This window comes from Bradyrhizobium sp. USDA 4369, assembly GCF_054056435.1.
Genome location: NZ_JBSRYH010000001.1, coordinates 5,032,686 through 5,057,422, shown reverse-complemented (window position 1 = coordinate 5,057,422; position 24,737 = coordinate 5,032,686). Strand labels below are relative to the sequence as shown.

Sequence of the window (24,737 nt, the reverse complement as noted above, 5' to 3'; positions counted from 1 at the left end):
CATCAGATGAAATTTGCGAGCTTCACGATTCACGACACGCCGTCCTGGGGACTGGTCGAAGGTGACGAGATCGCCGATCTCGGCGCCCTCCTGCGCGACCGCTTCCCCGACCTGAAATCGGCGATCGCGGCCAACGCGCTGACGGAGGCGGCGGCTGCGGCAGCCAAGGCCACGCGGCATGCGCTCTCAGCGATCACCTTCCAGCCGGTGATCCCGAACCCGGACAAGATCCTGTGCATCGGCTTGAACTACGAGACCCACCGCAAGGAGACCGGCCGCTCGGAGGTCGAGAACCCTACGGTGTTCGGCCGTTTCGCCAACAGCCAGACCGGGCATCTCGGCAACATCATTCGCCCGCGCGTCTCGACCGATCTCGATTTCGAGGGCGAGCTCGCCGTGATCATCGGCAAGCCCGGCCGCTACATTCCGCGCAGCGAGGCCTTCCAGCTCATCGCCGGCTATGCCTGCTACAATGAGGGCAGCGTGCGTGACTTCCAGCGCCACACCCATCAGTTCACGCCGGGCAAGAACTTCCCCGACACCGGCGCCTTCGGACCCTGGCTGGTCACAGCAGACGAGATCGACGATCTCGGCCCGCTCAAGCTGCAGACGCGGCTCAATGGCGAGGTGGTGCAGGAGGCGACGATCAGCCAGATGATCTTCGATATCCCGCGCCAGATCGAATATTGCTCGTCCTTCACCCGGCTCGAGCCGGGCGACGTCATCGCCACCGGCACGCCCGGCGGCGTCGGCTCCCGCCGCACGCCCCCGCTGTGGATGAAGCCCGGCGATGTGGTCGAGGTCGAGATCGACCGCATCGGCCTGTTGCGGAACGGGATCGCGGACGAACAGGCCTGAGCGCGACCTGCGTCGTGCAGAGATCGTCCTCGGTCTCTCCTCCGTCATTCCGGGACGCGCGTAGCGCGAGCCCGGAATCCATAACCACGACCGCCAATCGAGTCCGGGCAGTCTGCCCACTGCGCCCGTTGTCCGACAATCGCGGCCTGCGGGTATGGATTCCGGGCTCATTCGCGCTGCTTCAAAATGGCTTCGCCATTTTGCGCGCGAATGAGCCCGGAATGACAGTGGAGCGAGCGAGGGCCGCCGCTACTGCACGAGAAGAGTCAAGGCATTTCGCTTAATGCGCCATCGCCGGTCCGCCGCCGAGCTTGACCTTGCGCAAGGTGAGCGCCAGCGGAATCGCTGACAGCGAGATCAGCATCAAGGCCCAGTAGACGTCGACATAAGCGAGTAGCGACGACTGCATCTGCATGGTCTGGCCGATCCACGCGATCGCCTGCTGCTGCGCCAGGACGAGCGGGCTGCCATGAGCGGTGAAGTAGTTCGTCACCTGGTGCAGCGTGTCCTGATAGGCCGGGTTGGAGGGAATCGCGTTCTCGACCAGCCGGCTCTGGTGAAACTGCGCCCGGTGCGACAGGATGTTGGCGGCGAGCGAGACGCCGATCGAGCCGCCGGTGTTGCGCGCGGCGTTGATCAGCGCCGATGCCTGGTCGGTCTTCTCGGGCGGGATGCCGTTGTAGGACGCCGTGGTGATCGAGAGGAAGATCAGCGGCAGGCCGATGCCGATCAGCATGCGCGAATCGGCGAAGAACCAGAAACCGACATCGGCATAGACACGGGTGAGATCATACATTGCGAGCGCGACAATCGTGGCGCCGGCCATGATCATGTATTTCGGTTGCACCTTGCCCGACAGGCGCCCGACGACGAACATCATCACCATGGTGACGAGGCCGCCCGGCGACAGCACGAGGCCGGCCCAGGTCGCGGTGTAGCCGAAATCCTGCTGCACCATCTGCGGCAGCATCTGGGTGGTGCCGAGCAGGATCGCGCCGGTCGCCAGCATCACCAGGAAGCTCGCGCCGAACTGGCGCGACGCCAGCATGCGCACGTCGACAGTCGGGTTCTTCTGATTCATCTCCCAGGGGATCATGGCGATGAAGGCGGCCGCGCAGATCGCGGCGGTGACCACGATGAAGCGGGAGTCGAACCAATCATCCTCCAGGCCGCGGTCGAGCATCAATTCCAGCGCGCCGAGGAAGGTCGCGACCAGCAGGAATCCGACGACGTCAAAGCCGTGCGCCTGTTTGCGGCGCTCGGCCGTCACTGCGGCCGGCTCCTGCAGGATCAGGCCGATCAGCAGCATCGCGGCAACGCCGACCGGGCCGTTGATCAGGAAGCACCAGTGCCAGGAGACGTTGTCGGAGAGATAGCCGCCCAACGTCGGACCGACCACGGGCGCCACCACGACAGCCACGCCGAACAGCGCGAAGGCCTGGCCGCGCTTGGCCGGCGGAAACGAGTCGGCAAGGATCGATTGCGCGACGGGTACCATGCCGCCACCACCTAGCCCCTGCAGGATGCGGAACAACAGCAGCGCTTGCAGGTTCCAGGCGAAGCCGCACAGCACCGAGCTCAAGGTGAACAACCCGAGGCACAGCAGAAAGAAGGTCTTGCGGCCGAAGCGCTTCGCCAGATAGCTCGACGCGGTCAGGATGATCGCGTTGGAGACAAGATAGGTCGTCACCACCCAGGAGGATTCGTCCTGGCTGACGCCCATGCCACCGGCAATGTAAGGCAGCGCGACATTGGCGATGGTGGTGTCGAGCACCTCCATGAAGGTCGCCAGCGCGACGAGCACCGCGATCAGCCACGGATTGGTGGCGGATCGCGGCTGAGACAGAGCAACAACCTCGCTCATAGCGCGGCCCTCAGCCGCTCATACAGCGACGGCTTGGGATTGACGCGCACGGTGGGGACGACCGACATGCCCGGCCCGAGCGCGACGTCCGCCGGCGGGTCGTCCATCTCGATCTTGACCGGGACGCGCTGGACGATCTTGACGTAATTACCGGTCGCGTTCTGCGGCGGCAGCAGCGAGAAGGCTGGGCCCGAGCCGGACTGGACGCTGGCAACATGGCCGCGGATCTCGCGCTCCGGATAGGCGTCGATCTGCAACGTCACCGGTTGGCCAGGACGCATATGGTCGAGCTGTGTCTCCTTGAAATTGGCGGTGACCCAGACGTCATCGGGCACGAACATGGTCAGCGCCGTGCCTTGGGCGGCGAACTGGCCGTCGGCGGCGCTGAGGTTGACGACGCGGCCCGGCTGTGCCGCTGTCACCGTCGTGTAGGACAGATTGAGCCGCGCCTGATCGCGCTGCGCCTCGGCTTGCGCGAGATTGGCCTCGGCGCTCTCGCGCTGCGCCTTCAGGGATTCGAGCTGGCGCTGCGCGACCTGCAGATTGGCCTGCGCCGAGGTCAGCGCGGCGCGCTGCTGGCGGAGCTGCGAGGTGTATTGCTGCTCGCTCTGCACGGTTCCGGAGCCGGTGCGGGCGAGATCCTGGTAGCGCTGCGCCTGCTGCTCGGCGAAGGTGAGCCCGGCCTGGGCCTGCTCGACCTGGGCCTGGCCCGCCGTGATCTGCGCCTGCTGCACGTCGATCTGCGCATCGATGTTGCGGATCGCGGCCTGCGCGGACTTCACCTGCGCCTCGGCCTGCGCCAGCGCCGTCCTGTAGTCGCGATCATCGATCCGCGCGATCACGTCGCCGGCCTTGACATGCTGGTTGTCGGTGACCGGAACGGCGGTGATGTAGCCGGAGATCTTCGGCGCGATCGAGAACTGGCGCGCGGCGATGAAGGCGTCATCCGTGCTCTCGTAGCGGCCGGCGGCGTCGTAATAGACATAGCCGCCGGCACCGGCAGCGAGCATCAGCAGCACACCGAGCGCCGCGCCGCGCTGATGCCACCGCAACAGGCTGCGACGCGGCGTATCCGCCGCCTCGCTCTCGCCTTTGGCGGGCTGGTCGGCCTGACGCGCGGTTTCCCCGGCTTCGCGACGCAGTTCCGCCGCGGCATCGCCGCGCCATTGCTTCAGCGCGCGCTCGCGGGCCGACACGGTCGGATCGGCTGGCCCAGAGGATGGCAGGGAGTCGAGGGTGGAAGGCAGTTGGACGGCCATGCCGCTCTCCTGAAGAACGAAACTGTATCGTTCTAAAAATAGATCGCAGCTGGTAGGAGGCAAGCCGGCGGAGGGGCGGCGGAAGCTAAACTTTCTGTCATCTTCGCCGAGGCGCGATTTCACACCTGCCGGCGAAAGCCGCTGGGTCAGCGCGCCGGGTCCGGGCCCGCAAGGCGCGCGGTGAGCGCCACAGCGGCAATGACCGGCGGCACGGCGAAGCACCAGCTGCCGAGACGGACGAACAGCAGCGCGGCCGCGCCGCAGCCGAGGGCAAAGGCCAGCACATTCACCGCCATCTGCACGAGCCGCGCTGGCGGCGCCGCCGGACCCTTGTCACCGACATAGATCCGGTCGGCGAGATCGATCATCACTTGGGTCGTGGTTCCGGTCATCAAGGTCGAGGGCGGCGCGCTCGGCAGGTGAATCCGGTGCACCGCGTTCTGGATCGCCATCGCCGCCACCAGCACCATGCCGGTGGTGATCGCCTCGCGGCTGTCGCCCTCATGGAACGGACCGAAATGGATCGCGAGCGCGGCGCCGAGCAGCAGCAGCACCAGCTTGACGCCGAGCAGGATCTCAAAAGCCCGCGGCCATTTGCGCGACAGCAGCGTACCGGTCAGGCGGGTCGCGATCACCACCGCGCAGAACACCGGCAGCGCCAGCAGCTTGGCCACCGCGCCTGAGGTGCCCAAGGCGAGCGCCGCGCCGAGCGTGACGAAATTGCCTGTGACATGCGCCGTAAACAGACCCTGCAACGCCAGAAAGCCCGCAGTGTCGACATAGCCGGCATTGACGCTGAGCAATAACGGCACGATGCGGGATTCAGTCGCAGCCATGGGATGCCTCCGTGTTCACAGCGCGTATTTCAGTTCGATGCCGATGTAGTCGCTGTCGTGGCCGCCGGCGCGGCGCAGCGTATCGCCGATCTTGTAATGAACGGCTTCGAGCGCGCCGGTCAGATTGGCGTTGAAGCGATAATCCGCGCGCAATTGCGCGTAGACGCCGGACCAGGGGCTGCCCTGCCCGGCCGTGCCGGCGACCGCGACGTTGGGCTGGACATAGATCGCGTCCGCCGTCGTTGCGCGCCATTGCAGGCCCATCGCCGCCATGACCGACAGATCGGCCATCGGCTTCACCGTCAGGGACGGCTTGACATGGATCAGGTTGGTGTATCCGGTGAAGCCGGCGAGCGTGAAGTAATAGCCGTTCGGAAACAGCGGATTGAACGTCTCGATCCGGCCGTCGCCGGGGTGGCGGTCGCCGGAGGCACCGTCGACCTGCAGGCCGATGCGCGGCTGCCAGGCGACATCGGCAAAGGTATAGCCGGCACGCGCGCCGGCACCCCAGGCGCGAATCTGCTTCGGCCCGACCGAACCCGCCTGCCCCATCGCTTCGAGATCCCAGTCGAAGCCCGCGAGCTTGCCGGCGAAGCGGATGTCGAGCACGTGGCGTTGCTCGGTACCCACTGCATCGAGGAAGCGCGCATTGTCGCGCTGATAATAGGAATAATAAGATGACAGCTCGTTGCTGCCGAGCACCTGGCGCTCGACGCGGAAGGTGTGGAACAGGACGCGTCCGTTCGAGATGTCGTCGAACGGACGACCCGGATTGTACTGCAACGGCTGGCTGACGAAGCCGATGAAGCGCCAGGGCCCCGTCTCCCAATCGCCCCAGATCGCATCGAAGGATTGGCGGACATTCGGGCCGTCGCGCGACGACACGAAGCGCTGCAGGTCGAAGTCGAAATCCTGCCGCCCGATACGCGCCTTGAAGGTCCCCTGCTCCGTCGCGTTGACGTAGGCCAGGAAGGCAAGCCGGAGATCGAGCGGGTCCTGGTCGACTGCGGTGACCGTGGCCTTGCCGAAGGCGCGGTCGTCCTCGAGCTGCACGAACAGCTGCCAATGCGCGTCGAGATGCGCGTCGGCATGGATCTGCAGCCGCTGCAGGAGATGCGAATCCGGCCTTGTCCCGCCGATGCCAAAGCTCGCCGCATCCAGGCTCTCGAAGCGCTCGCGCAGGGTCATGCCGAACGAGACGTAGCTCTGCGGTGCACCCGGCTGCAGCGGGATGTACTTGATCGGATCGAATGCCGCGGTGCGCAGCGCCGGATTGGCCAGGGCGGACCAGTCCTCCTGCCAGCGGTTGGTGCGGATCGCGGGACGTGTGGCGGCGTCCTCGGCGAGAGACGCGCCGGCAGAACCGAGCGCCGCCAGCAGCGCAGCCGCGGCCACCGTCCTCGTCAATGCCCGCCCCATCCGCACGCGCGCCGCCATTCGCCGACCGGCCTACTTTAGCAGCGCGTGGATTTCCGCGACATAGCCACCTGGAAACTGCACCAGCGCCTGCTCACGCCTGTCGGAGGTGAACGGCTCGACCAGCACGGTCACACCGGCGCCCTTGGCCTTATCGAGCGTTGCCTTGAGATCCGCGACCTCATAGCCAGTCATCTCGCGGCCGAACGGATATGGCAGATGGCCGTCGGTGACGAGCACCGTCATGCGGCCGAACACCGATTCGATGCGGATGCGGCGATAGTGATCGCTGGGCCGGCCGATCTCGACACCCGGCGCCTTGGCCTCGTCGGAGACGACCTTGCCCTTGGCAAAGCGCAGGAAAGCGCGCGCGAAGGCTTCGGCGCGATCGGGCGAGACATAGACGCGATTGTCCGGCACGGTCTGGAAGGCCGCATAAGACGGCTTGGTCGTGTGCCAATACAGCTGCATGTTGACGCCACCGGGCCATTGGATGACCGTGTCCCGGCCGATCGGATCGGGGAACGGCGCGACCACGACGTCAGCGCCGGCGGCCTTGGCCGCCTTGATCGCCGCATCCATGTCGGTGACGAGATAGCCGGTGCGTTCGGCGCCGAACGGATAGGGGATCGGCGTCTTGAAGCCGAACAGCGACACCGTGCCGACCGGCGTCTGCACGAGCTGCGAGGTCGTGCTGCTCGGCGTCGGCGTCACCGTCGCGACCACTTGTTTCGTGCTCTGGCCGCCGAACGTGGCGAGGAAGCTGGCGACGAACTTGTCGACGTCATCGGGCGCGACATACACATGCGTCGTGTCATATTGCGCGCCGACCCCGATCAGCGGTGCCGCATCCTTGGCGAGCGCGGGCGCGGCGAGCAGCGTGGTGGCGACGACGGCGCCGAGCAGATGGCGGGAATTGATCATGACGACCTCGGTCAGATGAAGCGGATCAAGCGCGGCGCGCGCGCCAGGAGAGGACGGAAACGAGCACGAGGCCGGCGATCAGGCCAAGATGCTCGAAGAAGGCATTGAGCGCCATGAAGCGGTCGCGGCCGTCCATGTGCCAGAAGTCGTTGGCGGCGAGCATGGCGACTGATGTCAGCACGCCGAGCGCGCCGGCGCCGAGCCAGACGAACCGATTCACCACGACGAGCATTGCGCCGATCAGTTCGACGACGATCGCCATGACGGCCCACAGCCAGGCCGGCTGCAGACCGAAATGGGCCTGCTCGGCGATCGCGCCGGAAAAGTCCGTAAGCTTCTGGACCCCACCGATCAGATAGGCCGAGACCAGCGCAAGCCGGGCCAGCGGCCACAGCCACCGCCAATCCAGCACCGCAGCGATCGGCCGCGGCGTGTCGGATCTGGCCGTCATGTCAGACCGCCCAGCAGGCGCAGCCCAGCGCGCCCCAGAAGCTCTTGAGATCGGCAACCGGCAGCTTGCTCGACCATGACCGTGCGTGGTCGTGACCGTGCACCCCACATGCGTTGGCGCAGCCGCACATCTGCATCGCCTGGGCGCGGACCGCGCCATCATCGCCCTTCGCGAGCCATGCGCCGTAGCCGCCGAAGCGGCGCACCGGCGACCAATCCGGCATTGCCGGCGGCGGCACGGCGGCGTCGAGCGCCTTGAAATCGGAAGCCGCATAGACGATGCGGCCGCCGACCATGGTGAGATCGCTGCTGGTCTCGGCGATCTCGGACTCCGGACACGCGAAGTAGTCGCGATCCGGCACGATCAGATCGGCGAGCTGCCCGACTTCGATGCGGCCCTTCCGGCCTTCCTCGTTGGAGAACCAGGTGACGTTCTCCGTCCACATCCGCAACGCCGTCTCGCGGTCGAGGCAGTTGCGCTGCGGATACAGCCGCAGACCGCCGACGGTGCGGCCGGTGACCAGCCAGGACAGCGAGACCCAGGGATTGTAGGAGGCGACACGGGTCGCATCGGTGCCGGCGGAGACATTGACGCCCTTCTCCAGGATCGTCTTCACCGGCGGCGTCGCCTCCGCTGCGCCGAAGCCGTAGCGCTCGACGAAATATTCGCCCTGATAGGCCATGCGGTGCTGCACGGCGATGCCGCCACCGAGCGCGGCGATCCGGTCGATCGAATGGTCGGAGATGGTCTCGGCATGGTCGAAGAACCAATGCAGGCCGCCGAGCGGCGTATCCTGGTTGACCTTCTCGAACACGTCGAGGGCGCGCGAGATGGTCTCGTCATAGGTCGCGTGCAGCCGCCACGGCCATTTGTTCTGCACCAGGATGCGCACGACCTCCTCGAGCTCGCCTTCCATCTCGGCCGGCATGTCCGGCCGCGGCACGCGGAAATCCTCGAAATCGGCGGCCGAGAACACCAGCATCTCGCCGGCGCCGTTGTGACGGAAATAATCATTGCCCTGCTTGTAGGACGAGCTCTGCGTCCAGCGCAGGAAATCGTCCTTCTCGCCCTTCGGCTTCTGGGTGAACAGATTATAGGCGAGCCGGATGGTGAGCTGGCCATCATCGGCGAGCTTCTGGATGACGGCATAGTCGTCCGGATAGTTCTGGAAGCCGCCGCCGGCATCGATCGCGCCGGTGACGCCGAGCCGGTTCAGCTCGCGCATGAAGTGCCGCGTCGAATTCAGCTGATAGTCGAACGGCAGCTTCGGCCCGTTGGCGAGCGTCGCATAGAGGATCGCGGCGTTGGGCCTGGCGAGCAGCAATCCGGTGGGATTGCCGTTCGCATCGCGCACGATCTCACCGCCCGGCGGCTGCGGCGTATCCTTGTCATAACCGACGGCGCGCAAGGCGGCGCCGTTCAGGATGGCGCGGTCATACAGATGCAGCAGGAACACCGGCGTATCGGGCGCAACGGCGTTCAGCTCGTCGATGGTCGGCAGCCGCTTCTCGGCAAACTGATGCTCGGTGAAGCCGCCGACCACGCGCACCCATTGCGGCGGCGGGGTAATCGCGACCTGCGCCTTCAGCATCGCCATCGCGTCGGCGAGCGAGCGGACGCCGTCCCAGCGCAGCTCCATGTTGAAATTGAGCCCGCCCCGGATGATGTGCAGGTGATTGTCGATGAGCCCGGGCAGAACCCGCCGCCCCTTCAGATCGATCAGCTTCGTGTCGGGACCGGCGAATTTCATGACGTCCTGCGCGTGCCCGACTGCGACGAATACACCGTCCTTGATCGCCACCGCGCTCGCGGTGGGATTGGAACGGTCGAGCGTCGTGAACAGGCCGCGATGCAGGATGAGATCGGGATGATCGCTCATGAGGCCTTCTCATCTTGAGCAGGAGTGTCGGTCGTCGCTGCCCGGCCGTGATGGCCGGGCAGCAGGCCGAAGATATGCGTGGCGCAGGCGGCCTTCTGCCAGGCCGTCGCGAGGCTCGTGCCGTTCAGGAGCTGGCGGCCGACGGGGATCACCTGCTCTCCCACGAGGATGCCGAGCAGGCCGACCAGCGCCACCAGCGGCGGCGCCGGCGAGCGGACCTGAAGCAGGCTGTAGATCACGCCGACCAGCAGCCCTGCCCCGAGCGAGAACAGATAGATCTTCATGACGTGCCTCAGGCCACCTTGGCGCCGCCCTCGGAGGCGTGTTCGCCGAGCGCCCATTTCGAGAAGCGGATCTGGATGCCGTAGGGCGAATGCGCCTTCAGGATCTCCATCATGCCGTCATAGGTCTCGGCGCGCGCCCAATCCTGCTGCAGTTCGAAGGCGAACTGACACGAGGTGATCGGCACCGCGCCGGCCTGCACCGCGCGATCCATCGCGCGGTTATGCGCCTCGAGCGACAGATCGCCGCAGGCATCGGCCGGGATGTAGATCTCGTAGCCCTCGCGCAGCATGTCCAGCGTCGGGAACAGCACGCAGGCCTCGGTCCAGAGTCCCGCGATGATGAACTTCTTGCGGCCGGTCGCCGCGACCTGCTTGCGGAAGCCGGCATCGAGCCACGAGTTCATTGCCGTGCGATCGACGATATCGTGATCGGGAAACAGCTCGGTCACCTCCGGCATGAACGGGCCGGAGAACGAGTCCTTGGCGACGGTGGTGAGCACGGTCGGAATCTTGAACAGCTTGGCCGCCTTGGCGACGATCTGGATGTTGTTGAACACGCCCAGACGGTCGTGCGACTGGACGCCTTGATACATGGCCGGCTGGTAGTCGATCAGAGCGACCGCACAGTTCTGCGGCGTGAGCATTTCGAGCTTCGACATGGGATCTCCGTGACAGCTATGGGATGCGGGCGTCAGCCCTTGATGAAGGCCAGCAGGTCGGCGTTGATGGTGGCGGCTTCCGTGGTCGGCATGCCGTGCGGAAAACCCTTGTAGGTCTTCAACGTGCCGTTCTTGAGCAGCTTGGCCGCCAGCGGCGCGGAATCGGCATAAGGCACGATCTGATCGTCCTCGCTGTGCATGACCAGCACCGGCAACGAGATCTTCTTCAGATCCTCGGTGAAGTCGGTCTGCGAGAAGGCGACGACGCCGTCATAATGCGCCTTCGCGCTGCCCATCATGCCCTGCCGCCACCAGTTCTGGATCACGGCTTCCGACGGCTTGGCACCGGGCTTGTTGAAGCCGTAGAACGGACCGGCTGCGACGTCGCGATAGAATTCCGCGCGGCGGGTGGCGACCTGGGTCTGGAAGTCATCGAACACCGATTTCGGCAGGCCGCCCGGATTGGCGGCTGTCTGCACCATCAGAGGCGGCACCGCGGCGATGATCGCGGCCTTGGCCGCCCTGCTCTCGCCATGACGCGCGAGATAGTGCACGACCTCGCCGCCACCGGTGGAATGACCGACGTGAACCGCACCCTTGAGATCGAGATGCGCCGTCAGCGCCGCAAGGTCGTCAGCATAATGGTCCATGTCATGGCCATCAGACACCTGGCTGGAGCGGCCATGGCCGCGGCGGTCATGGGCGATAACGCGAAAACCGTGATTGAGGAAGAACAGCATCTGCGCATCCCAATCGTCCGATGACAGCGGCCAGCCATGGCTGAACACGATCGGCTGACCGGAGCCCCAATCCTTGTAGTAAATCTCCGTGCCGTCATTGGTTTTCAGAACAGGCATGATCTTCTCCCGAGCGCCAGCCGCGCGACCGCTTCGACAAATTTCGTATCGCAGTCGCCAATCCCAGGTGCTATGCCGTCTCATGTGCACCTGCACAATGGTCCGAGGGTGCCAAAGCACTGGCTTCAGAAGGCCAAGGGATGGCGCAGCAGATCCGAACCACATCGTCGTCCTGGATGCGTGGCGTGGCGAGCACGCTGAAGGAGCAAGGTCTCGATGCGGCCATGCTGTTTGCGGAAGTCGGCCTGTCGATCGAGGATCTCGACGATGGCGATCGGCGCTGGCCGACCGAGGCGCTGAGCCGGTTGTGGGTACTGGCGGCGGAACGGTCAGGCAATCCGGATATCGGGCTGGCAAATGTCAACGCGCCGCGGCCCGATCACTACGGCGTCGCAGGCTACGCCATGATGTCGAGCCCCGATCTCCTGACCGGGCTGACGCGCCTGATCCGCTACATGTGCCTGGTGAGCGACGCCGTGACCATCACGCTCGAGCAAGGCCATGGCGGACGCTGGGTGCGGACCGAGGTGTTCGGCGGCCAATGTCCGATCCCGCGACAGCGCTACGACTACGGCGTCGTCAATCTGCTCAATCTTTGCCGGTGGATGCTGGACCGTCCGCTGACGCCACTCGCCACCCGCTTCTCGCACGCGGTGCCGCTCTCGATTGCCGCCTACAACAACGCCTTCCAATCGCCGCTGGAATTCGATGCGCCGTTCAACGGTTTTCTGTTGTCCGAGCAGGATCTCGCTTGCAGGCTGACGACATCGGCCCCCGAGCTGACCGCGATCCACGATCGCATCGCCGACGAGGCGCTGGAGCGGCTGGTCAAAACCGATACGGCTTACCGCGCGCGGGCCGCGATCGCGAGGCTGCTGCCCGATGGCAGCCCGCTGCGCTCGGCGATTGCGGCCGCACTCGGCCTGAGCGATCGCACGTTCCAGCGCCGCCTTGCCGACGAGGGCCTGTCCTTCAGCGATCTCGTCGACGACACCAGGCGCGAGCTCGCGCAGCGTCATCTCGCCGACCCGCGCCTGACGCTGACCGACATCGGCTATCTGCTCGGCTATTCCGACCAGAGCACGTTCTTCCGGGCGTCCAACCGATGGTTCGGGGAGTCGCCGGGCGAATACCGCGCGCGCGTGATGAACGGCCACCGCCAGGACAAAGCGCTCGCGCGCGGCGCATAGCTTGCGTCCGCGGGACGCATCAGCAGGCCGGCTTCAGAACATTCCGTTGGAATTGGCCGACTGCTCCGGAATCGGCTGCACCGAATCCCAATGCTCTTCGATCTTGCCATCCTTGAGACGGAAGATGTCGACGATGGCGTTGCCGCGGGTGCCAGGCTCGCGGATGGCATGCACGCGCAGGATGACGAAATCGCCGTCGACCAGGACCTTGGTGATCTCGCTGTGAGATTGAGGATACTTCGCCTTCAGAAACTCGATGAATTTGCGAAAGCCTTCAGGACCGTCCTCGGCACTCGGATTGTGCTGGATGTAGGTGCCGAGATGTTTCGAGGCGGCCGCAAAGTCTTTGCGGTTGAGGCCCTGGTCGTAGAAGTCGAGCACGATCGCCTTGTTGCGCTCTTCTTCGGGGGTGTAGGCGCGCTGGGCCATGGCCGGCGCAGACATCGCTGCCACAGCTGCCAGCGTCATCGCGATCAGGAGTTGCCGCATCGTTGTCAGATCCTTTGCTGAGTGACGGAGATCGCAGCATTCCGGCCAAGTCAGCCCTGCGATCAATAGAACCGATAGAGGTGATGCACCGGCCCATGGCCGTGTCCCACGGTGAAGCGATCGGCGGCAGCGATGGCGCCCGAGATGAAATCCTTCGCATGGCGGACCGCCGTCTCGAGGCTCTCGCCCTTGGCCAGCCCCGCGGCCACCGCTGACGAAAGCGAGCAGCCGGTGCCATGGGTGTTCCTGGTCGCGACGCGCGGCGCCGGCAGCGCGATGCTGGTGCCTGAGGTGATCAGGTAATCGGTGCTCTCCGCGCCCTGCCCGTGCCCGCCCTTGATCAAGACGGCCGGACAGCCGAGCGCGAGCAGCCGGCGGCCCTGCTCTGCGATCCCCTGCTCCGAGGTCGCGATCGGCTCGCCGAGCAGCGCAGCCGCCTCCGGCAGATTCGGCGTGATCAGCGACGCCTGCGGGATCAGCCGGCTCCGCAGCGCCTCGATCGCCTCCTCGGGCAGCAGCCGGGCGCCCGATGTCGCGACCATCACCGGGTCGAGCACCACATGCGCCGGTCGCCAGCGCGTCAGGCTGGCATGGATCGCCTCGGCGATCGGCGCCTGTGCCACCATGCCGATCTTGACCGCGCCGACGGCGAGATCGTCGAACACGGCGTCGATCTGAGCGCTGACGAAATCCGGCGGCACCAGGTGCACCGCGGTCACCCCCTTGGTGTTCTGGGCGGTCAGCGCCGTCAGCACCGAGGCACCGTAGACCGACAAGGCTGCAAAGGTCTTCAGATCGGCCTGGATGCCGGCTCCTGCCGAGGAGTCCGACCCTGCAATGGTGAGGGCAATCGGGGTGCTCATGCCGCCTTCCTAGCGCGCGTCGGTCGTTCCCGACAAGCCGGCCGGCCGTCGAGAAAGCGTATCGACTTCGGCCGAAAAGGTTATATTGAGGCCCGAAACGTCGTCCGGAGACAATCCGCAATGGTTCCCTTCTTCGTCCAGATCAAGTGCAAGCTCGGCCAGTCCTACGTCGTGGCCAATGCGCTGGCAGAGGCTGAGATCGCGTCCGAGATCTACTCCACCGCCGGGAATTACGACCTGCTGGTCAAATTCTACGTCGACAAGGATACCGATATCGGCCACTTCGTGAACGAGAAGGTCCAGGTGCTGCCCGGCATCCAGGACACCCACACCATCATCACCTTCAAGGCGTTCGGCGCGGTCTAACCCCGGACGCCCAGCCAAACTGGACCCGCCCGGCAGACAAAAGCGCCCGTCGTTGCCGACGGGCGCGGAGGTCTTTGAAATCGGACAAGCATGGTTTCGTCATGAAAGGCGATGGCCGAGCGAAAACCCACGCCGGGCGTCCCGATGGCTGCGGCCGATCGTTCGATGTCGGGCCGTCTCTGAATATCCCCCGCCACGTTTCGCTGGCGCGGCTGATGCGCTGGGAAAGCCGGCCCCTTCGATCGTGAGGGGCATAGAGGACAGTCGAAGCGTCCGGCCTTCGTTTTCAGCAACTTGGCGATACGGCTCTCTTGACGGTGCTGGCGAACCGGGTCAATGCGGTTGAGCCGATCGAGACGATCGGACAAGAAGTTGAGACGAAAGCTCAAGACGAGCCGGCGGCGCGTAGCGTGAACAGCGACATTCAACCCGTTTCGTCTTTGTTGCCGAGCTATGGCTTCTCGGCCAGCCAGATGGACCCCGAGGCCAATCTCGCTGCCTGGCGCGAGGCCACCTCGACGTTCTTCGACATCGACGAGCTCGCCGCAGGCGAGGTCGCACCCTTTCGCGCCGACGTGCTGTCCTATGCACTCGGCGCGGTCCTGCTCGGTTCGGCGCGGGCCAGCGGCCAGCGTTTCCGACGGACGGCCGAGACGATCGCACGCAGCGGCGTCGATCACATCATTCTGCAGCTCTATATGGCCGGCGGCTATCGCGGCGTCGCAGGGTCCCATCCGATCCGGGTGGACGCGGGCGATCTCTGCGTGCTCGATCTGGCGCAGACGCTGGAAACCCGCGCCACGCCGTTCGAAGCCATCACGCTGGTCGTCCCGCGACCGATGTTCGACGCGCGCCTGCCGCAGGTGGAGGATCTGCATGGCCTGGTGCTGCCGCGCGACGGCGCGCTGGCGCCGTTGCTGGCGCGGCACTTGAGCGCATTGTTCGAATTTGCCCCACGGATGAGCCTGGACGAATGCCAGGCCGCCATCGACGGCACGATCTCGCTGATCGCGGCCTGCCTGCGTGGCGAGCTCGAACGCCGCGCCGCCGACCGCAGCGTCACCGCGGATGCCTCGCTGCTGCGCATCCGCCAATATATCGAGGCGCAACTGGCCAGCCCCGAGCTCAGCGCCGACGCCGTGGCCTCGCATTTCGGCCTGTCGCGGGCCTCGCTCTATCGGCTGTTCGCGCCGCTCGGCGGCATCGCCGACTATATCCGCAGCCGTCGCCTGCACCGTGCGTTTTTCGATCTCGCCGCGACCGGATCCCGCAATGTGCGCATCAGCGAGGTGGCACGGCGGTGGCAGCTCGGCACCGACGCGCATTTCACCCGGCTGTTCAAGGCCGCCTATGGCATCACGCCGCGGGCCGCACGCGAGGCGGCGACGCTCGGGCTACGGCATCCGCCCGTCCGCGGGCAAGACGACGTCGCCTCGCCGATCAGCCGTTGGATGCGAGGGATAGCGGCGCCCCGGACCGGGGAATGAGCGCGACGACTTCGGCAGAATGCGCATCGGCCTCCTCCGAAGCTTCGCCGACCAGCTCGTCGGCTTCGGGCGCAGCGCGCGTGATCTCCAGATGCTGCTCGAGCTGCTCCACCGGCATCGGCCGCCCCAGCAGATAGCCTTGCGCGAAATTGACCCCCAGCGTGCAAAGGTGCTGAAGCTGCTCCTCGGTCTCGACGCCTTCAGCCGTGATCTGAATGCCGAGCCCGCGCGCCAGCGTCACGACCGAGGAGATGACAGCCGCGCTTTCGTCGCGCACGCTCAGATTGGCGATGAAGGATTTGTCGATCTTGATCTTGTTGAACGGGAATGCGGTCAGCGAGCGCAACGACGAATAGCCGGTGCCGAAATCGTCGAGCGCCAGCGAAATGCCGAGCCCCTTGAGCTTGTCGATGAAGCTTTCGTTCTCCGCCGCCCGCTCCAGCAGCACCGACTCGGTGATCTCGATCTCCAGCCGCTTCGGATCGAGCCCGGAGCGCGCCAGCGCCGATTGGATGACGTCGAACAGTTCCGCCTGCTTGAACTGAACGGGCGACAGATTGACCGCCACCTTGATGTCGTCGGGCCATGACGTCGCGTCGTCACAGGCCCGGCCGATGATCCACTCGCCGAGCGGCACGATGAGGCCGGTGGCTTCCGCCAGCGGGATGAACTTGTCGGGCGGCACCAGCCCCTTGACCGGGTGGCGCCAGCGCACCAGCGCCTCGACGCCGCGCCGCTGGCGCGTCTCGGCGTCGTAGAAGGGCTGGTAGTGAACCTCGAACTGACACTGCGCGATGGCGTCACGCAGATCGCCCTCGAGCGTGTTGCGCGCCTCGAGCTCCGCCGACATGACGTCGTCATACATCGTGTAACAGCTGCGCCCCGCGGATTTCGAGCGATACAGCGCGAGATCGGCTTTCTTGAGCAGATGCTCCTGGTCGCGGCCGTGCTGCGGCGCGAGCGAGATGCCGATGCTGGTGCCGATCTCGACGCGCTGGCCACTGATCTGGAACGGTTCCGCGATCAGCCGCGTGATCCGCTGCGCCAGCTCGGTCGCGGACGCTCGCTGATCCGAGAACCCGGCCTGGATCAACGCGAATTCGTCGCCCCCGAGCCGGGCCAGCACGTCCTCCTCGCGCAGCTGCGATCTCAGACGCTGGGCGACCTGCACCAGCAGTTCGTCTCCCGCTCCATGCCCGAGCGAGTCGTTGACGTTCTTGAAGCGATCGAGGTCGAGCAGGAAGACGGTGAAGCGGCCGTTCTTCTCGTCATTGATGCGCTCCATCTCCTCCAGAAAGAAGGCACGGTTCGCGAGCCCGGTCAGCGCATCGGTCTGCGCCAGCTCGAGCACGCGGCGATTGGCGAGCGCCAGCTGCTGCGCGTTGCGGCTGGACAGCGCAAGATAGACGGCGAGGAAGAGCGTAGTCGCGATGCTCGCGGCATAGAAGGCAAGCGCTCGATTATGCGCGGTCATCAGCGCGCCACCGGCAGGCGCGGCCTGAAACACCCAATCGGCATCGCCGATCCGCAAGGTCGTCGACCAGATATTGGGATCGGCCGGCCAGCGCTGCGGATCCACGCCGGAGGCGTTGATGACCCGCTCTGGCGGAAGCAGGTTGATCGCCAACGCCGGACTGCTGGGATTGTTGGTCCGCACGGATTGCAGCAGCATCGGCAGATCGAACACGCCGATGATGAAACCGGTGAGGTTGCGGCGTCGATCGGCGACCGTGGTGCGCGAGGTGCCCTTGGCGTAGACCGGGATGCCGATCATCACGGCGTTGGGACGCTCGTTCTGATTGATGAGGTTTTGCCGCGTCCGCAACGCGCCGATCATGTCGTAGTCACGCGACTGCTCGAGCACGGCCCGATGGTCCGGGATGCTCCAATAGTCGAGACCATAGACCGGGGAGGTCTTCGCCTCCGTCGAAAAGTAGACCGGATAATATTCGTCGCTCTCCGGTGCCACCGTCCCGTCGGGAAAGGATTTGATGCGGAAGGCCGGAACGCCGTCGGTGATCGCGGCCGCTTCGTATTCGCCGCGCTCCTTGCGCTTGATCCGCGGCAGCCACGCCAGACGCAGCATGCCGCGATGCGCCTCGAACAGCCGCGCGCTGAAGGTCTGATACTCGCTGCGGGTAATATCCTCATTGGCCGACTCGAAGCGCGTGCGCAGCGCGGTCAGCCGGCTGACATACTCATTGACGCCGTTCTGAACCAGGATCGCCTGGGCTTCGGCCACGGCTTCAAAATCGGCGCGCGCAAGCCGGTTTTCCCAGCGTCCGACCGCAACCGTTCCGACCACCGACAGCACCACGCCGACGCATGCAGCGATGACCGCAGGACGATAGAGGCGGTAGCGTGATAAGGACGAAAGCAACTTCTCGCGGCCGCTGCCGACGCGAGTATCGCTCCTCTCAGTCAGGGTTGACGCGCTGTACTCTTCAACCTGCAATATGGCCCCCGCCAAACGGCTGCCCCTCATTCCGATCCAACGGATGAGACATCTTCGAAGTTAAGGACGGTCAAAGAACATCACGCGTTCGGGAGCGGTGCCGCGGCTTGGTTAACACCTCACTGTTGAGCGCCGCCGAAAACGCGATCAAGGCCGCAATGCGCCTTTAGCGAGGTATTCATTGAAAGCGGTTAGGTTGCGGCATGGTCAGTCTGTCCCGTGCGTGTTGAACATCGCTATGAAGTGGCTCTCGGAGTTCCGTAGTTCCCTCACCCTCGTGCTGTTGGCCAGCGCACTGCATGCTGGCGCCGTGCGTGCCGACGAGCTCGGCGTCACCAACGATTCAATCCTGTTCGGCCAGGTGGCCGCGCTGGAGGGGCCGTCGGCGGCGTTGGGCCAGGCGGCGCGGCAGGGCCTGCTGGCCGCCTTCAACGAGCTCAACGCAAAAGGCGGCGTTTATGGCAGACGGCTCAAGCTGGCCAGCCGCAACGACGGCTACGATCCCGATCGATCGGTGGTCGAGACCATCAAGTTGATCTACGAGGACAAGGTATTCGCGCTGATCGGCGCCGTGGGCACACCGACCTCGATCGCGACAGCGCCGATCGCCGCTTCCAACGACGTGCCCTTCATCGGCCCGGTCTCCGGCGCGGAGTTCCTGCGGACACCGGACTTCCAGAACATCGTGAACATCCGCGCCAGCTACGCCGCGGAGGCCGAAGCCTCGATCAAGCATCTCACGGAAGAGCTCCGCCTGACGCGGATCGCGATCTTCTATCAGGATGACGCGTTCGGGCGCGACGTGCTGGCGGGCGTGAAGACCCATCTCGACCGCCGGGGCCTGGAGCTTGCGGCCGAAGGCACCTTCGAGCGCAACACGCGCGCCGTCGGCGCGGCCTTGAAGGTGATCCGTCGCGCCGAGCCTGAGGCGGTGATCCTCGTCGGCACCTACGGGCCGTGCGCCGAGTTCATCAAGATGTCGCATCGCAGTGGCTTCAATCCGACCTTCACGGCGGTCTCCTTTGTCGGCGCCAATGCGCTTGCCAAGGAGCTCGGCGCCGAGGGCCGCGGCGTCATCGTGTCCGAGGTCGTGCCGTTCCCGTGGGACACCGACCGTCGCGTCGTCTCCGATTATCAAGCCGCGATGAAATCCCTGGATCCGAGCCAGACGCCCGACTTCATCGGGCTGGAGGGCTACATCACCGGCCGTCTGGTCGCGCGAGCGCTGGCGATGACCGGACCCAACCCGACCCGCGCCGATCTGCTCCGGATCATCAACGAGGTCGGGCAGTTCGATATTGGCGGCCTGGTCGTCAACTTCGGCAGCGCGCGCAAAGACAATCCGCCGCAGGTCACGCTGACGGTGATCCAGAGCGACGGCAGTTTCAAGCCGATCTAGGACCTGCTCCTCACAGTCGGGACGCGCGCACTGGCTCGATTAGTTCGCCGGCTTCTTCGGCTTCGGCGGACCTTCGACCGGCGGCAGTGATTTCAGATAGACCGCCATCGCCTTGCGATCGTCGGGCGTCAGCTGGGACGTGTTGCGGATGACGCGCGCCATCGATCCGCCGGCGCTGTCGCCGTCAGGCAGCTGGCCGGTCTCCAGGAAATAGCTGATGTCGCTTTCGCTCCAGTCGGACAGGCCCTTCTGGGTGATGTTCGGCACGAAGCCCTGCCCCTCCGGGTCGGGGCCGCCGGCCAAGCGCTGCGCGGTGACGATGCCGCCGAGCGGATTGCGCTGACTGTGGCATTCGGCGCAATGGCCGAACGTATTCACCAGATAGGCGCCGCGATTCCATTCCGCCGAGCGCGCACTGTCCGCCACAAACGGCTTGTCGGCAAAGAACAACAGCTTCCAGACGCCGACGGTGCGGCGGATGTTGAACGGGAACGGCAGATCGTGCGGGCGCGACGGGCCAGCGACCGGCGGCAGCGTCTTCATGTAGGCGAAGAGATCGCGGACATCGTCGACCTTGGCGCCGGCATAGGAGGTATAGGGAAACGCCGGATAATAGTGGCTGCCGCCGGGCGAGACGCCCTTCAGCACCGCATTGACGAAATCGGCTTCGCTCCAGCGCCCGATCCCGTGTTTGGGGTCCGGCGAGATGTTGGGCGCATAGAATGTGCCGAACGGCGATGCCAGCGGCAGCCCGCCCCCCAGCTTCAGACGATCCTGCTGGTTCGGCACCGCGTGGCAGGACGCGCAGCCGCCGATGTTGAAGATCTCCTGCCCGTTGGCGAGATCCGGCGCACGCGTCGCCGCCGCGAGCGTGACGGTCGTCGGCCGGGTCAACCACCAGAACGTCGCAAGTCCTGCGGCACCGAGCACACAGAGGGCAAGCAGGAGGCGTCGTCGCATGGGGGCTCCGTCACGACCAAAGGACGTCGTCAGCGCAATCGTGCATCGTCCCGGACCTTGGATCACGATCTGTTCGGAAGACCGGCTTTCACGTCCGGATCATGCGGCAGCCATGAGCATAGGATGCCCGAGACACCCAAACAAACGGGGCGAACGCGCTATTGCGTTCGCCCCGGTCGATGTCATGTCGGATCAGCTGTTCTTGACCCGGAAGGTCTCGTGGCAGCCGCCGCATTCCTTGCCGATCGCCGGCGCGGTCGCCTTGAGGCTGTCGAGATCCTTGATCTTGGCCTTGGCCTCGGTCACGACCTTGGCGAAGCTGTCGATCTTGGCCTTGAAGCCGGCCTGGTCTTCCCAGATCTTCGGCGACGGGCCGTAATCGCCCTCGAACTTCGCGGCCTTCAGGCTGGCCGGATACATCGTCGGCAGCTTCTTGGCGGTCTCGTCGAGCTGCGCCAGAGCGGCATTGACGGCGGCCTGGTCATAGGGCTTCTCGCCCTTCACCATGGCGATCAGGACCCCGCCGAGATTCTTGGCGTTCGCCTTCATGGTGTCCTGGCTCTGCTTGACCAGATCCTGCTGTGCCATCACGGCGCCGGCCCCGAGCAGCAACGCTGCTGCTGCCACGACAGTCCGCTTCATCAATTCGCTCCTTTGTTGTCACAATCCATCCAGCCCACCTGAACGGATCGTTCGGTTCGGTCAACCCCTCAACCCGCGGGTTATTCCGGAATTGAGGCGGATATCGGAGAGGCTACGGAGGAAGGGTACTCAGAGACTGTGACGGCGATGCTGCTCCCGGATCGCGATCCAGACCCGCTCCGGCGTCGCAGGCATGTCGATGTGATCGATCTTGTACTCGCGCCAGAGCCCTTCGACGATGGCATTGACCACGGCCGGGCATGAGCCGATGGCGCCCGCTTCGCCCGCGCCCTTGACGCCCATCGGGTTGGTCTTGCAGGGCACGTTATGGGTCTCGAAGGTAAAGGACGGCGCATCCGCGGCGCGCGGCAGCGCATAGTCCATGAAGCTGCCGGTGACCAGCTGGGCGTCGGAGTTGCTGTAGACCACCTGCTCCATCAGCGCTTGGCCGATCCCCTGCACCGCGCCGCCATGCACCTGGCCGGCCAGGAGAAGCGGATTCAGCGTGACGCCGAAATCGTCGACGATGACGTAGTTGACGATTCTGATGATGCCGGTGGCGGGATCGATCTCGACTTCTGCCACATGGGTGCCGTTCGGATAGGTGCCGTCGGCGCTTGCGAAAGTGGCGCTGCCATTGAGCTTGGCGGGATCAGCGCCAGCGCGCTTGGCCAGATCGGCGAACGAGATCGCGCGGTCGGTGCCGGCGACGCGGATCACGCCGTCGGCGATCTCGAGATCGCCGAGCCCGGCCTCGAGCGCCTCGGCGGCGATCTGCTTTAGCTTGTCTCCTAGCTCATGGGTGGCGCGCTGCACGCTGACGCCGCCCGATGGAATCGAGGCCGAGCCGCCGGTGCCGAGGCCGGTCGCGATCTCCTCGGTGTCGCCCTGATGGATGTGAATGCGCTCCGGCGGCAGGCCGAACTGCTCGGCGACGATCTGGGCATAGGCGGTCTGATGGCCCTGCCCGCTCGACTGCGTGCCGATCAGGATGGTCACGTCGCCATTCGGGTCGAGCCGCACATTGGCGGTCTCCTCGCCCATGGTGCCACAGACCTCGACATAGCTCGCAAGACCGATGCCGCGGATCAGCCCGTGCTTCTTGGCCGCTTTGGCGCGCTTGGGAAATTCCTTCCACTCGGCGATCTCCATCGCGCGCTTGAGATGCGCGCCGAAATCGCCGGAGTCATAGACCTTGCCGGTCGCGGTCTTGTAGGGCAGCGCGCGCGGCGGAATGAAGTTCTTGCGCCTGACGGCATCGACCGTCATGTCGAGTTTGCGCGCGCAGGCGTCAACCAGCCGCTCGATCACATAGGCCGCCTCGGGGCGACCGGCGCCGCGATACGCATCGACCGGCACGGTATGCGTGAAGATCGTACGCACGCGGCAGTGGAAGGCCTGGATGTCGTACAGGCCCGGCAGCATGCCGGCGCCGCCATGCGGGATGTAGGGCGCGAAGGTCGAAAGATAGGCGCCCATGTCGCCCATCAGATCGACGTCCATCGCCAGGAACTTGCCGTCCTCGGCGAGCGCCATCCTGGCGGTGGTGACATTGTCGCGGCCCTGCGCATCGCCCATGAAATGCTCGGAGCGATCGGCGGCCCAGCGCACCGATTTGCGCAGCTGCCGCGCGGCCACCGCGAGCAGCGCGTATTCCCGATAGGGGAACAGTTTCGTGCCGAAGCCGCCGCCGACATCCGGACAGATGACGCGCATCTTCTCGGTCGGCATTTTCAGGACGTTCTGGCAGAGAATGTCGCGCAGCCGGTGACTGCCCTGGCTGCCGGCCGTCAGGGTCAGATGGTCGCGCTTGGCATCGTACTCGCAGACCGCAGCGCGCGTCTCCATGAAGCTCGCCACGACGCGCGGATTGACGATACGAATCTCGGCGACGGCGTGCGCCTTGGCGAAGGCCGCGTCCACCGCCGCCTTGTCACCGATCGAGACGTCGAACAGCACATTGCCCTTGTGCTCGGCCCACACCTGCGGCGCATCCGGCTTGATCGCGTTGACGACGCCGGTGACGGCCGGCAAGGTCGTCCACTCGACCTTGATCGCCTCGATGGCGTCGCGCGCGTGGTCGAGCGAATCGGCGACGACGAAGGCGACGGCATCGCCGACGTGACGCACCTCGTCCTTGGCCAAAATGGGATAAGGCGGCGCGGTGAACGGATCGGTTTCGAGGTTGAACAGACACGGCAATCCGCCGAGTTCGGCGGTGTCCTCGGCGGTCAGGATCAACGCCACGCCGGGCAGCAGCCGCGCCGCGGCGACATCGATGGTGAACTTGGCATGCGCATGCGGCGAGCGCAGCACCAGCGCATGCAACGCGGCAGACGGCGCGAGATCGTCGGTGTAGCGGCCCTTGCCGCGGATGAGCGCATCATCCTCCTTGCGGAGAACGCTTTGTCCGACACCGAACTTGATTGGAGCTGCCATCTGGTTTCGCTTCCCGCTTCGTATTGGCGATGTTGACGCCATATTGCAGCGGATTGCCAGCCCGCGCAAACGTCATTCGCCGCCGCAGCGGTCAACTCTCGGCCAGCGCCATGTTGCGCTGCGGCCGGAGCTCCGGGCCGATTCGACATGGCCCGGAGCCCCGCCATCAGCACTCAATGCTGCGCATGTTCCGCCTTGCCGGCCATGCCCTGCTGACCAGCCGGTCCCTGCGCGCCGACCGCGAGCACGTCGAGCAGCACGGCCATCTTGCCGGCCCGCTCGAATTGCAGCGTCACGGCCACCGTGTTGCCCTCGACGAGCGGCGTCTTGAGGCCGGTGAGCATCAGATGCATGCCGCCCGACGTCAACGCGACAGTCTGTCCCGCGGGAATCGTCAGCCCTTGATCGAGCGGTCGCATCACCATGACGCCGTCGCGCGTCGACATCTCGTGAATCTCGACCGTCTCGGCCACATCGCTGCTGGCCGCGACCAGGCGGTCCGGCTCACGCCCGGCATTGGTCATGGCGAAATAGCCGGCGCCGACCTTGGCGCCCGCCGGCGTGGCACGGCTCCAGCCGGAGGACACGGTGATGTCACCCTTTGACACGCCGCGCGGCGCATCGGCCGCGGTCAGACGCAGCAACGGCGCCGGATATTTGAGCGTATGCGGGTCCTGTCCGGCGGCAGCCGTCTCGACCCATTTCGCCACGCCTGTCTGGCACTCCTGCACCACGGGAAAGGCCATGATATCGCCGGGCTTGAACGCATCGGCGATATAGCCGGTGAAGGTGAACTCGTCATAGAATCCATCATCGAGGCGGCCGCTCCAGCTGATCTCCTTGACGCCTTCGCTGAGCTGCGCGCCATGCATGAAATTGTAGGCGCGCGCATACGCGCCCTTCTTGATGTCGATGGACCAGCCCGGCTTCGGCATCGGCTTCACCGCAATCATGCCCTCCGGCACCTGCACGGTCAGACGCACCGACGCGGACCCGTCACAACCATGAGGGACGGCCAGAACCGCCTTGAACGACTTGCCGATCCGCGCCTCCGATTTGTCGATCACGACATGGGCCTGCGCCGCGGCTCCGCACACGGCAGCCGACAAGGCCATGAGACCAACCAGCATCGCTTTCACGACGGATGTCCTTTCAGTTGT

General features: G+C 65.5%; 22 protein-coding genes. 5 read left to right on the top strand and 17 right to left on the bottom strand.

The window, feature by feature from the left end; genetic code table 11:
- Positions 1 to 6: 6 nt before the first annotated feature.
- A complete protein-coding gene (locus ACVIJ6_RS22855; RefSeq protein ID WP_456774545.1) occupies positions 7 to 858 on the top strand; it encodes a fumarylacetoacetate hydrolase family protein in 852 nt (283 codons plus the stop codon).
- 280 nt (positions 859 to 1,138) lie between these two features.
- Here ACVIJ6_RS22855 and ACVIJ6_RS22850 read toward each other — a convergent pair whose 3' ends face one another.
- From ACVIJ6_RS22850 to ACVIJ6_RS22805, 10 genes are all read right to left on the bottom strand, one after another.
- Positions 1,139 to 2,722, bottom strand: a complete 1,584-nt coding sequence (locus tag ACVIJ6_RS22850; RefSeq protein WP_456774544.1) for a DHA2 family efflux MFS transporter permease subunit — start codon at positions 2,720 to 2,722, stop codon at positions 1,139 to 1,141.
- Positions 2,719 to 3,981: an HlyD family secretion protein gene (locus tag ACVIJ6_RS22845; RefSeq protein WP_456774543.1), complete on the bottom strand. Its 1,263-nt coding sequence runs from the start codon at positions 3,979 to 3,981 to the stop codon at positions 2,719 to 2,721. Before ACVIJ6_RS22845 ends, ACVIJ6_RS22850 begins: the two co-directional genes overlap by 4 nt.
- Positions 3,982 to 4,127: 146 nt before the next feature.
- A complete protein-coding gene (locus ACVIJ6_RS22840) occupies positions 4,128 to 4,817 on the bottom strand; it encodes a YoaK family protein (protein WP_456774542.1) in 690 nt (229 codons plus the stop codon).
- 15 nt (positions 4,818 to 4,832) lie between these two features.
- The gene (locus tag ACVIJ6_RS22835; RefSeq protein ID WP_456774541.1) at positions 4,833 to 6,254 is read right to left on the bottom strand and encodes an alginate export family protein; all 1,422 of its coding nucleotides are present in this window, start codon (positions 6,252 to 6,254) and stop codon (positions 4,833 to 4,835) included.
- A gap of 12 nt (positions 6,255 to 6,266) precedes the next feature.
- Positions 6,267 to 7,157 (bottom strand): glyoxalase, encoded by an 891-nt coding sequence (locus ACVIJ6_RS22830; RefSeq protein WP_456774540.1) that lies wholly within the window; start codon positions 7,155 to 7,157, stop codon positions 6,267 to 6,269.
- 25 nt (positions 7,158 to 7,182) lie between these two features.
- Entirely contained in the window at positions 7,183 to 7,608 is a 426-nt protein-coding gene (locus ACVIJ6_RS22825; RefSeq protein ID WP_456774539.1) for a DoxX family protein, read from the bottom strand.
- 1 nt (position 7,609) lies between these two features.
- Positions 7,610 to 9,487, bottom strand: coding sequence for an amidohydrolase (locus ACVIJ6_RS22820; RefSeq protein ID WP_456774538.1), 1,878 nt, complete (start codon positions 9,485 to 9,487; stop codon positions 7,610 to 7,612).
- A complete protein-coding gene (locus ACVIJ6_RS22815) occupies positions 9,484 to 9,771 on the bottom strand; it encodes a XapX domain-containing protein (RefSeq protein ID WP_456774537.1) in 288 nt (95 codons plus the stop codon). Before ACVIJ6_RS22815 ends, ACVIJ6_RS22820 begins: the two co-directional genes overlap by 4 nt.
- Positions 9,772 to 9,779: 8 nt before the next feature.
- The gene (locus ACVIJ6_RS22810) at positions 9,780 to 10,430 is read right to left on the bottom strand and encodes a hydrolase (RefSeq protein WP_012045515.1); all 651 of its coding nucleotides are present in this window, start codon (positions 10,428 to 10,430) and stop codon (positions 9,780 to 9,782) included.
- Between the two features lie 32 nt (positions 10,431 to 10,462).
- Complete coding sequence (locus ACVIJ6_RS22805) at positions 10,463 to 11,287, bottom strand: alpha/beta fold hydrolase (protein ID WP_456774536.1); 825 nt, start codon at positions 11,285 to 11,287, stop codon at positions 10,463 to 10,465.
- A 140-nt stretch (positions 11,288 to 11,427) separates the two neighbouring features.
- On the opposite strand from ACVIJ6_RS22805, the gene ACVIJ6_RS22800 reads away from it, so the two are divergent.
- Positions 11,428 to 12,477: an AraC family transcriptional regulator gene (locus tag ACVIJ6_RS22800; protein WP_456774535.1), complete on the top strand. Its 1,050-nt coding sequence runs from the start codon at positions 11,428 to 11,430 to the stop codon at positions 12,475 to 12,477.
- Between the two features lie 33 nt (positions 12,478 to 12,510).
- Here ACVIJ6_RS22800 and ACVIJ6_RS22795 read toward each other — a convergent pair whose 3' ends face one another.
- Both ACVIJ6_RS22795 and thiD read right to left on the bottom strand, forming a co-directional pair.
- Positions 12,511 to 12,966: a nuclear transport factor 2 family protein gene (locus tag ACVIJ6_RS22795; RefSeq protein WP_456774534.1), complete on the bottom strand. Its 456-nt coding sequence runs from the start codon at positions 12,964 to 12,966 to the stop codon at positions 12,511 to 12,513.
- A gap of 62 nt (positions 12,967 to 13,028) precedes the next feature.
- Entirely contained in the window at positions 13,029 to 13,829 is an 801-nt protein-coding gene (thiD, locus tag ACVIJ6_RS22790; protein WP_456774533.1) for a bifunctional hydroxymethylpyrimidine kinase/phosphomethylpyrimidine kinase, read from the bottom strand.
- Positions 13,830 to 13,949: 120 nt separating this feature from the next.
- On the opposite strand from thiD, the gene ACVIJ6_RS22785 reads away from it, so the two are divergent.
- Both ACVIJ6_RS22785 and ACVIJ6_RS22780 read left to right on the top strand, forming a co-directional pair.
- The gene (locus ACVIJ6_RS22785; RefSeq protein ID WP_012045520.1) at positions 13,950 to 14,195 is read left to right on the top strand and encodes an Lrp/AsnC ligand binding domain-containing protein; all 246 of its coding nucleotides are present in this window, start codon (positions 13,950 to 13,952) and stop codon (positions 14,193 to 14,195) included.
- Positions 14,196 to 14,617: 422 nt separating this feature from the next.
- Positions 14,618 to 15,682: a helix-turn-helix domain-containing protein gene (locus tag ACVIJ6_RS22780; protein WP_456777060.1), complete on the top strand. Its 1,065-nt coding sequence runs from the start codon at positions 14,618 to 14,620 to the stop codon at positions 15,680 to 15,682.
- On the opposite strand, the gene ACVIJ6_RS22775 is transcribed toward ACVIJ6_RS22780, so the two are convergent.
- The gene (locus ACVIJ6_RS22775) at positions 15,636 to 18,137 is read right to left on the bottom strand and encodes a bifunctional diguanylate cyclase/phosphodiesterase (protein ID WP_456774532.1); all 2,502 of its coding nucleotides are present in this window, start codon (positions 18,135 to 18,137) and stop codon (positions 15,636 to 15,638) included. The genes ACVIJ6_RS22780 and ACVIJ6_RS22775 overlap by 47 nt on opposite strands.
- A gap of 238 nt (positions 18,138 to 18,375) precedes the next feature.
- Between ACVIJ6_RS22775 and ACVIJ6_RS22770 the strand changes: the two genes are divergently transcribed.
- Complete coding sequence (locus ACVIJ6_RS22770; protein WP_456774531.1) at positions 18,376 to 19,536, top strand: ABC transporter substrate-binding protein; 1,161 nt, start codon at positions 18,376 to 18,378, stop codon at positions 19,534 to 19,536.
- A gap of 39 nt (positions 19,537 to 19,575) precedes the next feature.
- Here ACVIJ6_RS22770 and ACVIJ6_RS22765 read toward each other — a convergent pair whose 3' ends face one another.
- From ACVIJ6_RS22765 to ACVIJ6_RS22750, 4 genes are all read right to left on the bottom strand, one after another.
- Positions 19,576 to 20,496: a c-type cytochrome gene (locus ACVIJ6_RS22765; RefSeq protein ID WP_456774530.1), complete on the bottom strand. Its 921-nt coding sequence runs from the start codon at positions 20,494 to 20,496 to the stop codon at positions 19,576 to 19,578.
- Positions 20,497 to 20,688: 192 nt separating this feature from the next.
- Positions 20,689 to 21,138, bottom strand: a complete 450-nt coding sequence (locus ACVIJ6_RS22760) for a c-type cytochrome (protein ID WP_456774529.1) — start codon at positions 21,136 to 21,138, stop codon at positions 20,689 to 20,691.
- A 129-nt stretch (positions 21,139 to 21,267) separates the two neighbouring features.
- On the bottom strand, positions 21,268 to 23,577 hold the full coding sequence (locus ACVIJ6_RS22755; RefSeq protein ID WP_456774528.1) for a xanthine dehydrogenase family protein molybdopterin-binding subunit: 2,310 nt from the start codon (positions 23,575 to 23,577) through the stop codon (positions 21,268 to 21,270).
- A gap of 173 nt (positions 23,578 to 23,750) precedes the next feature.
- Entirely contained in the window at positions 23,751 to 24,707 is a 957-nt protein-coding gene (locus tag ACVIJ6_RS22750; protein ID WP_456777059.1) for a DUF1775 domain-containing protein, read from the bottom strand.
- Positions 24,708 to 24,737 lie beyond the last annotated feature (30 nt).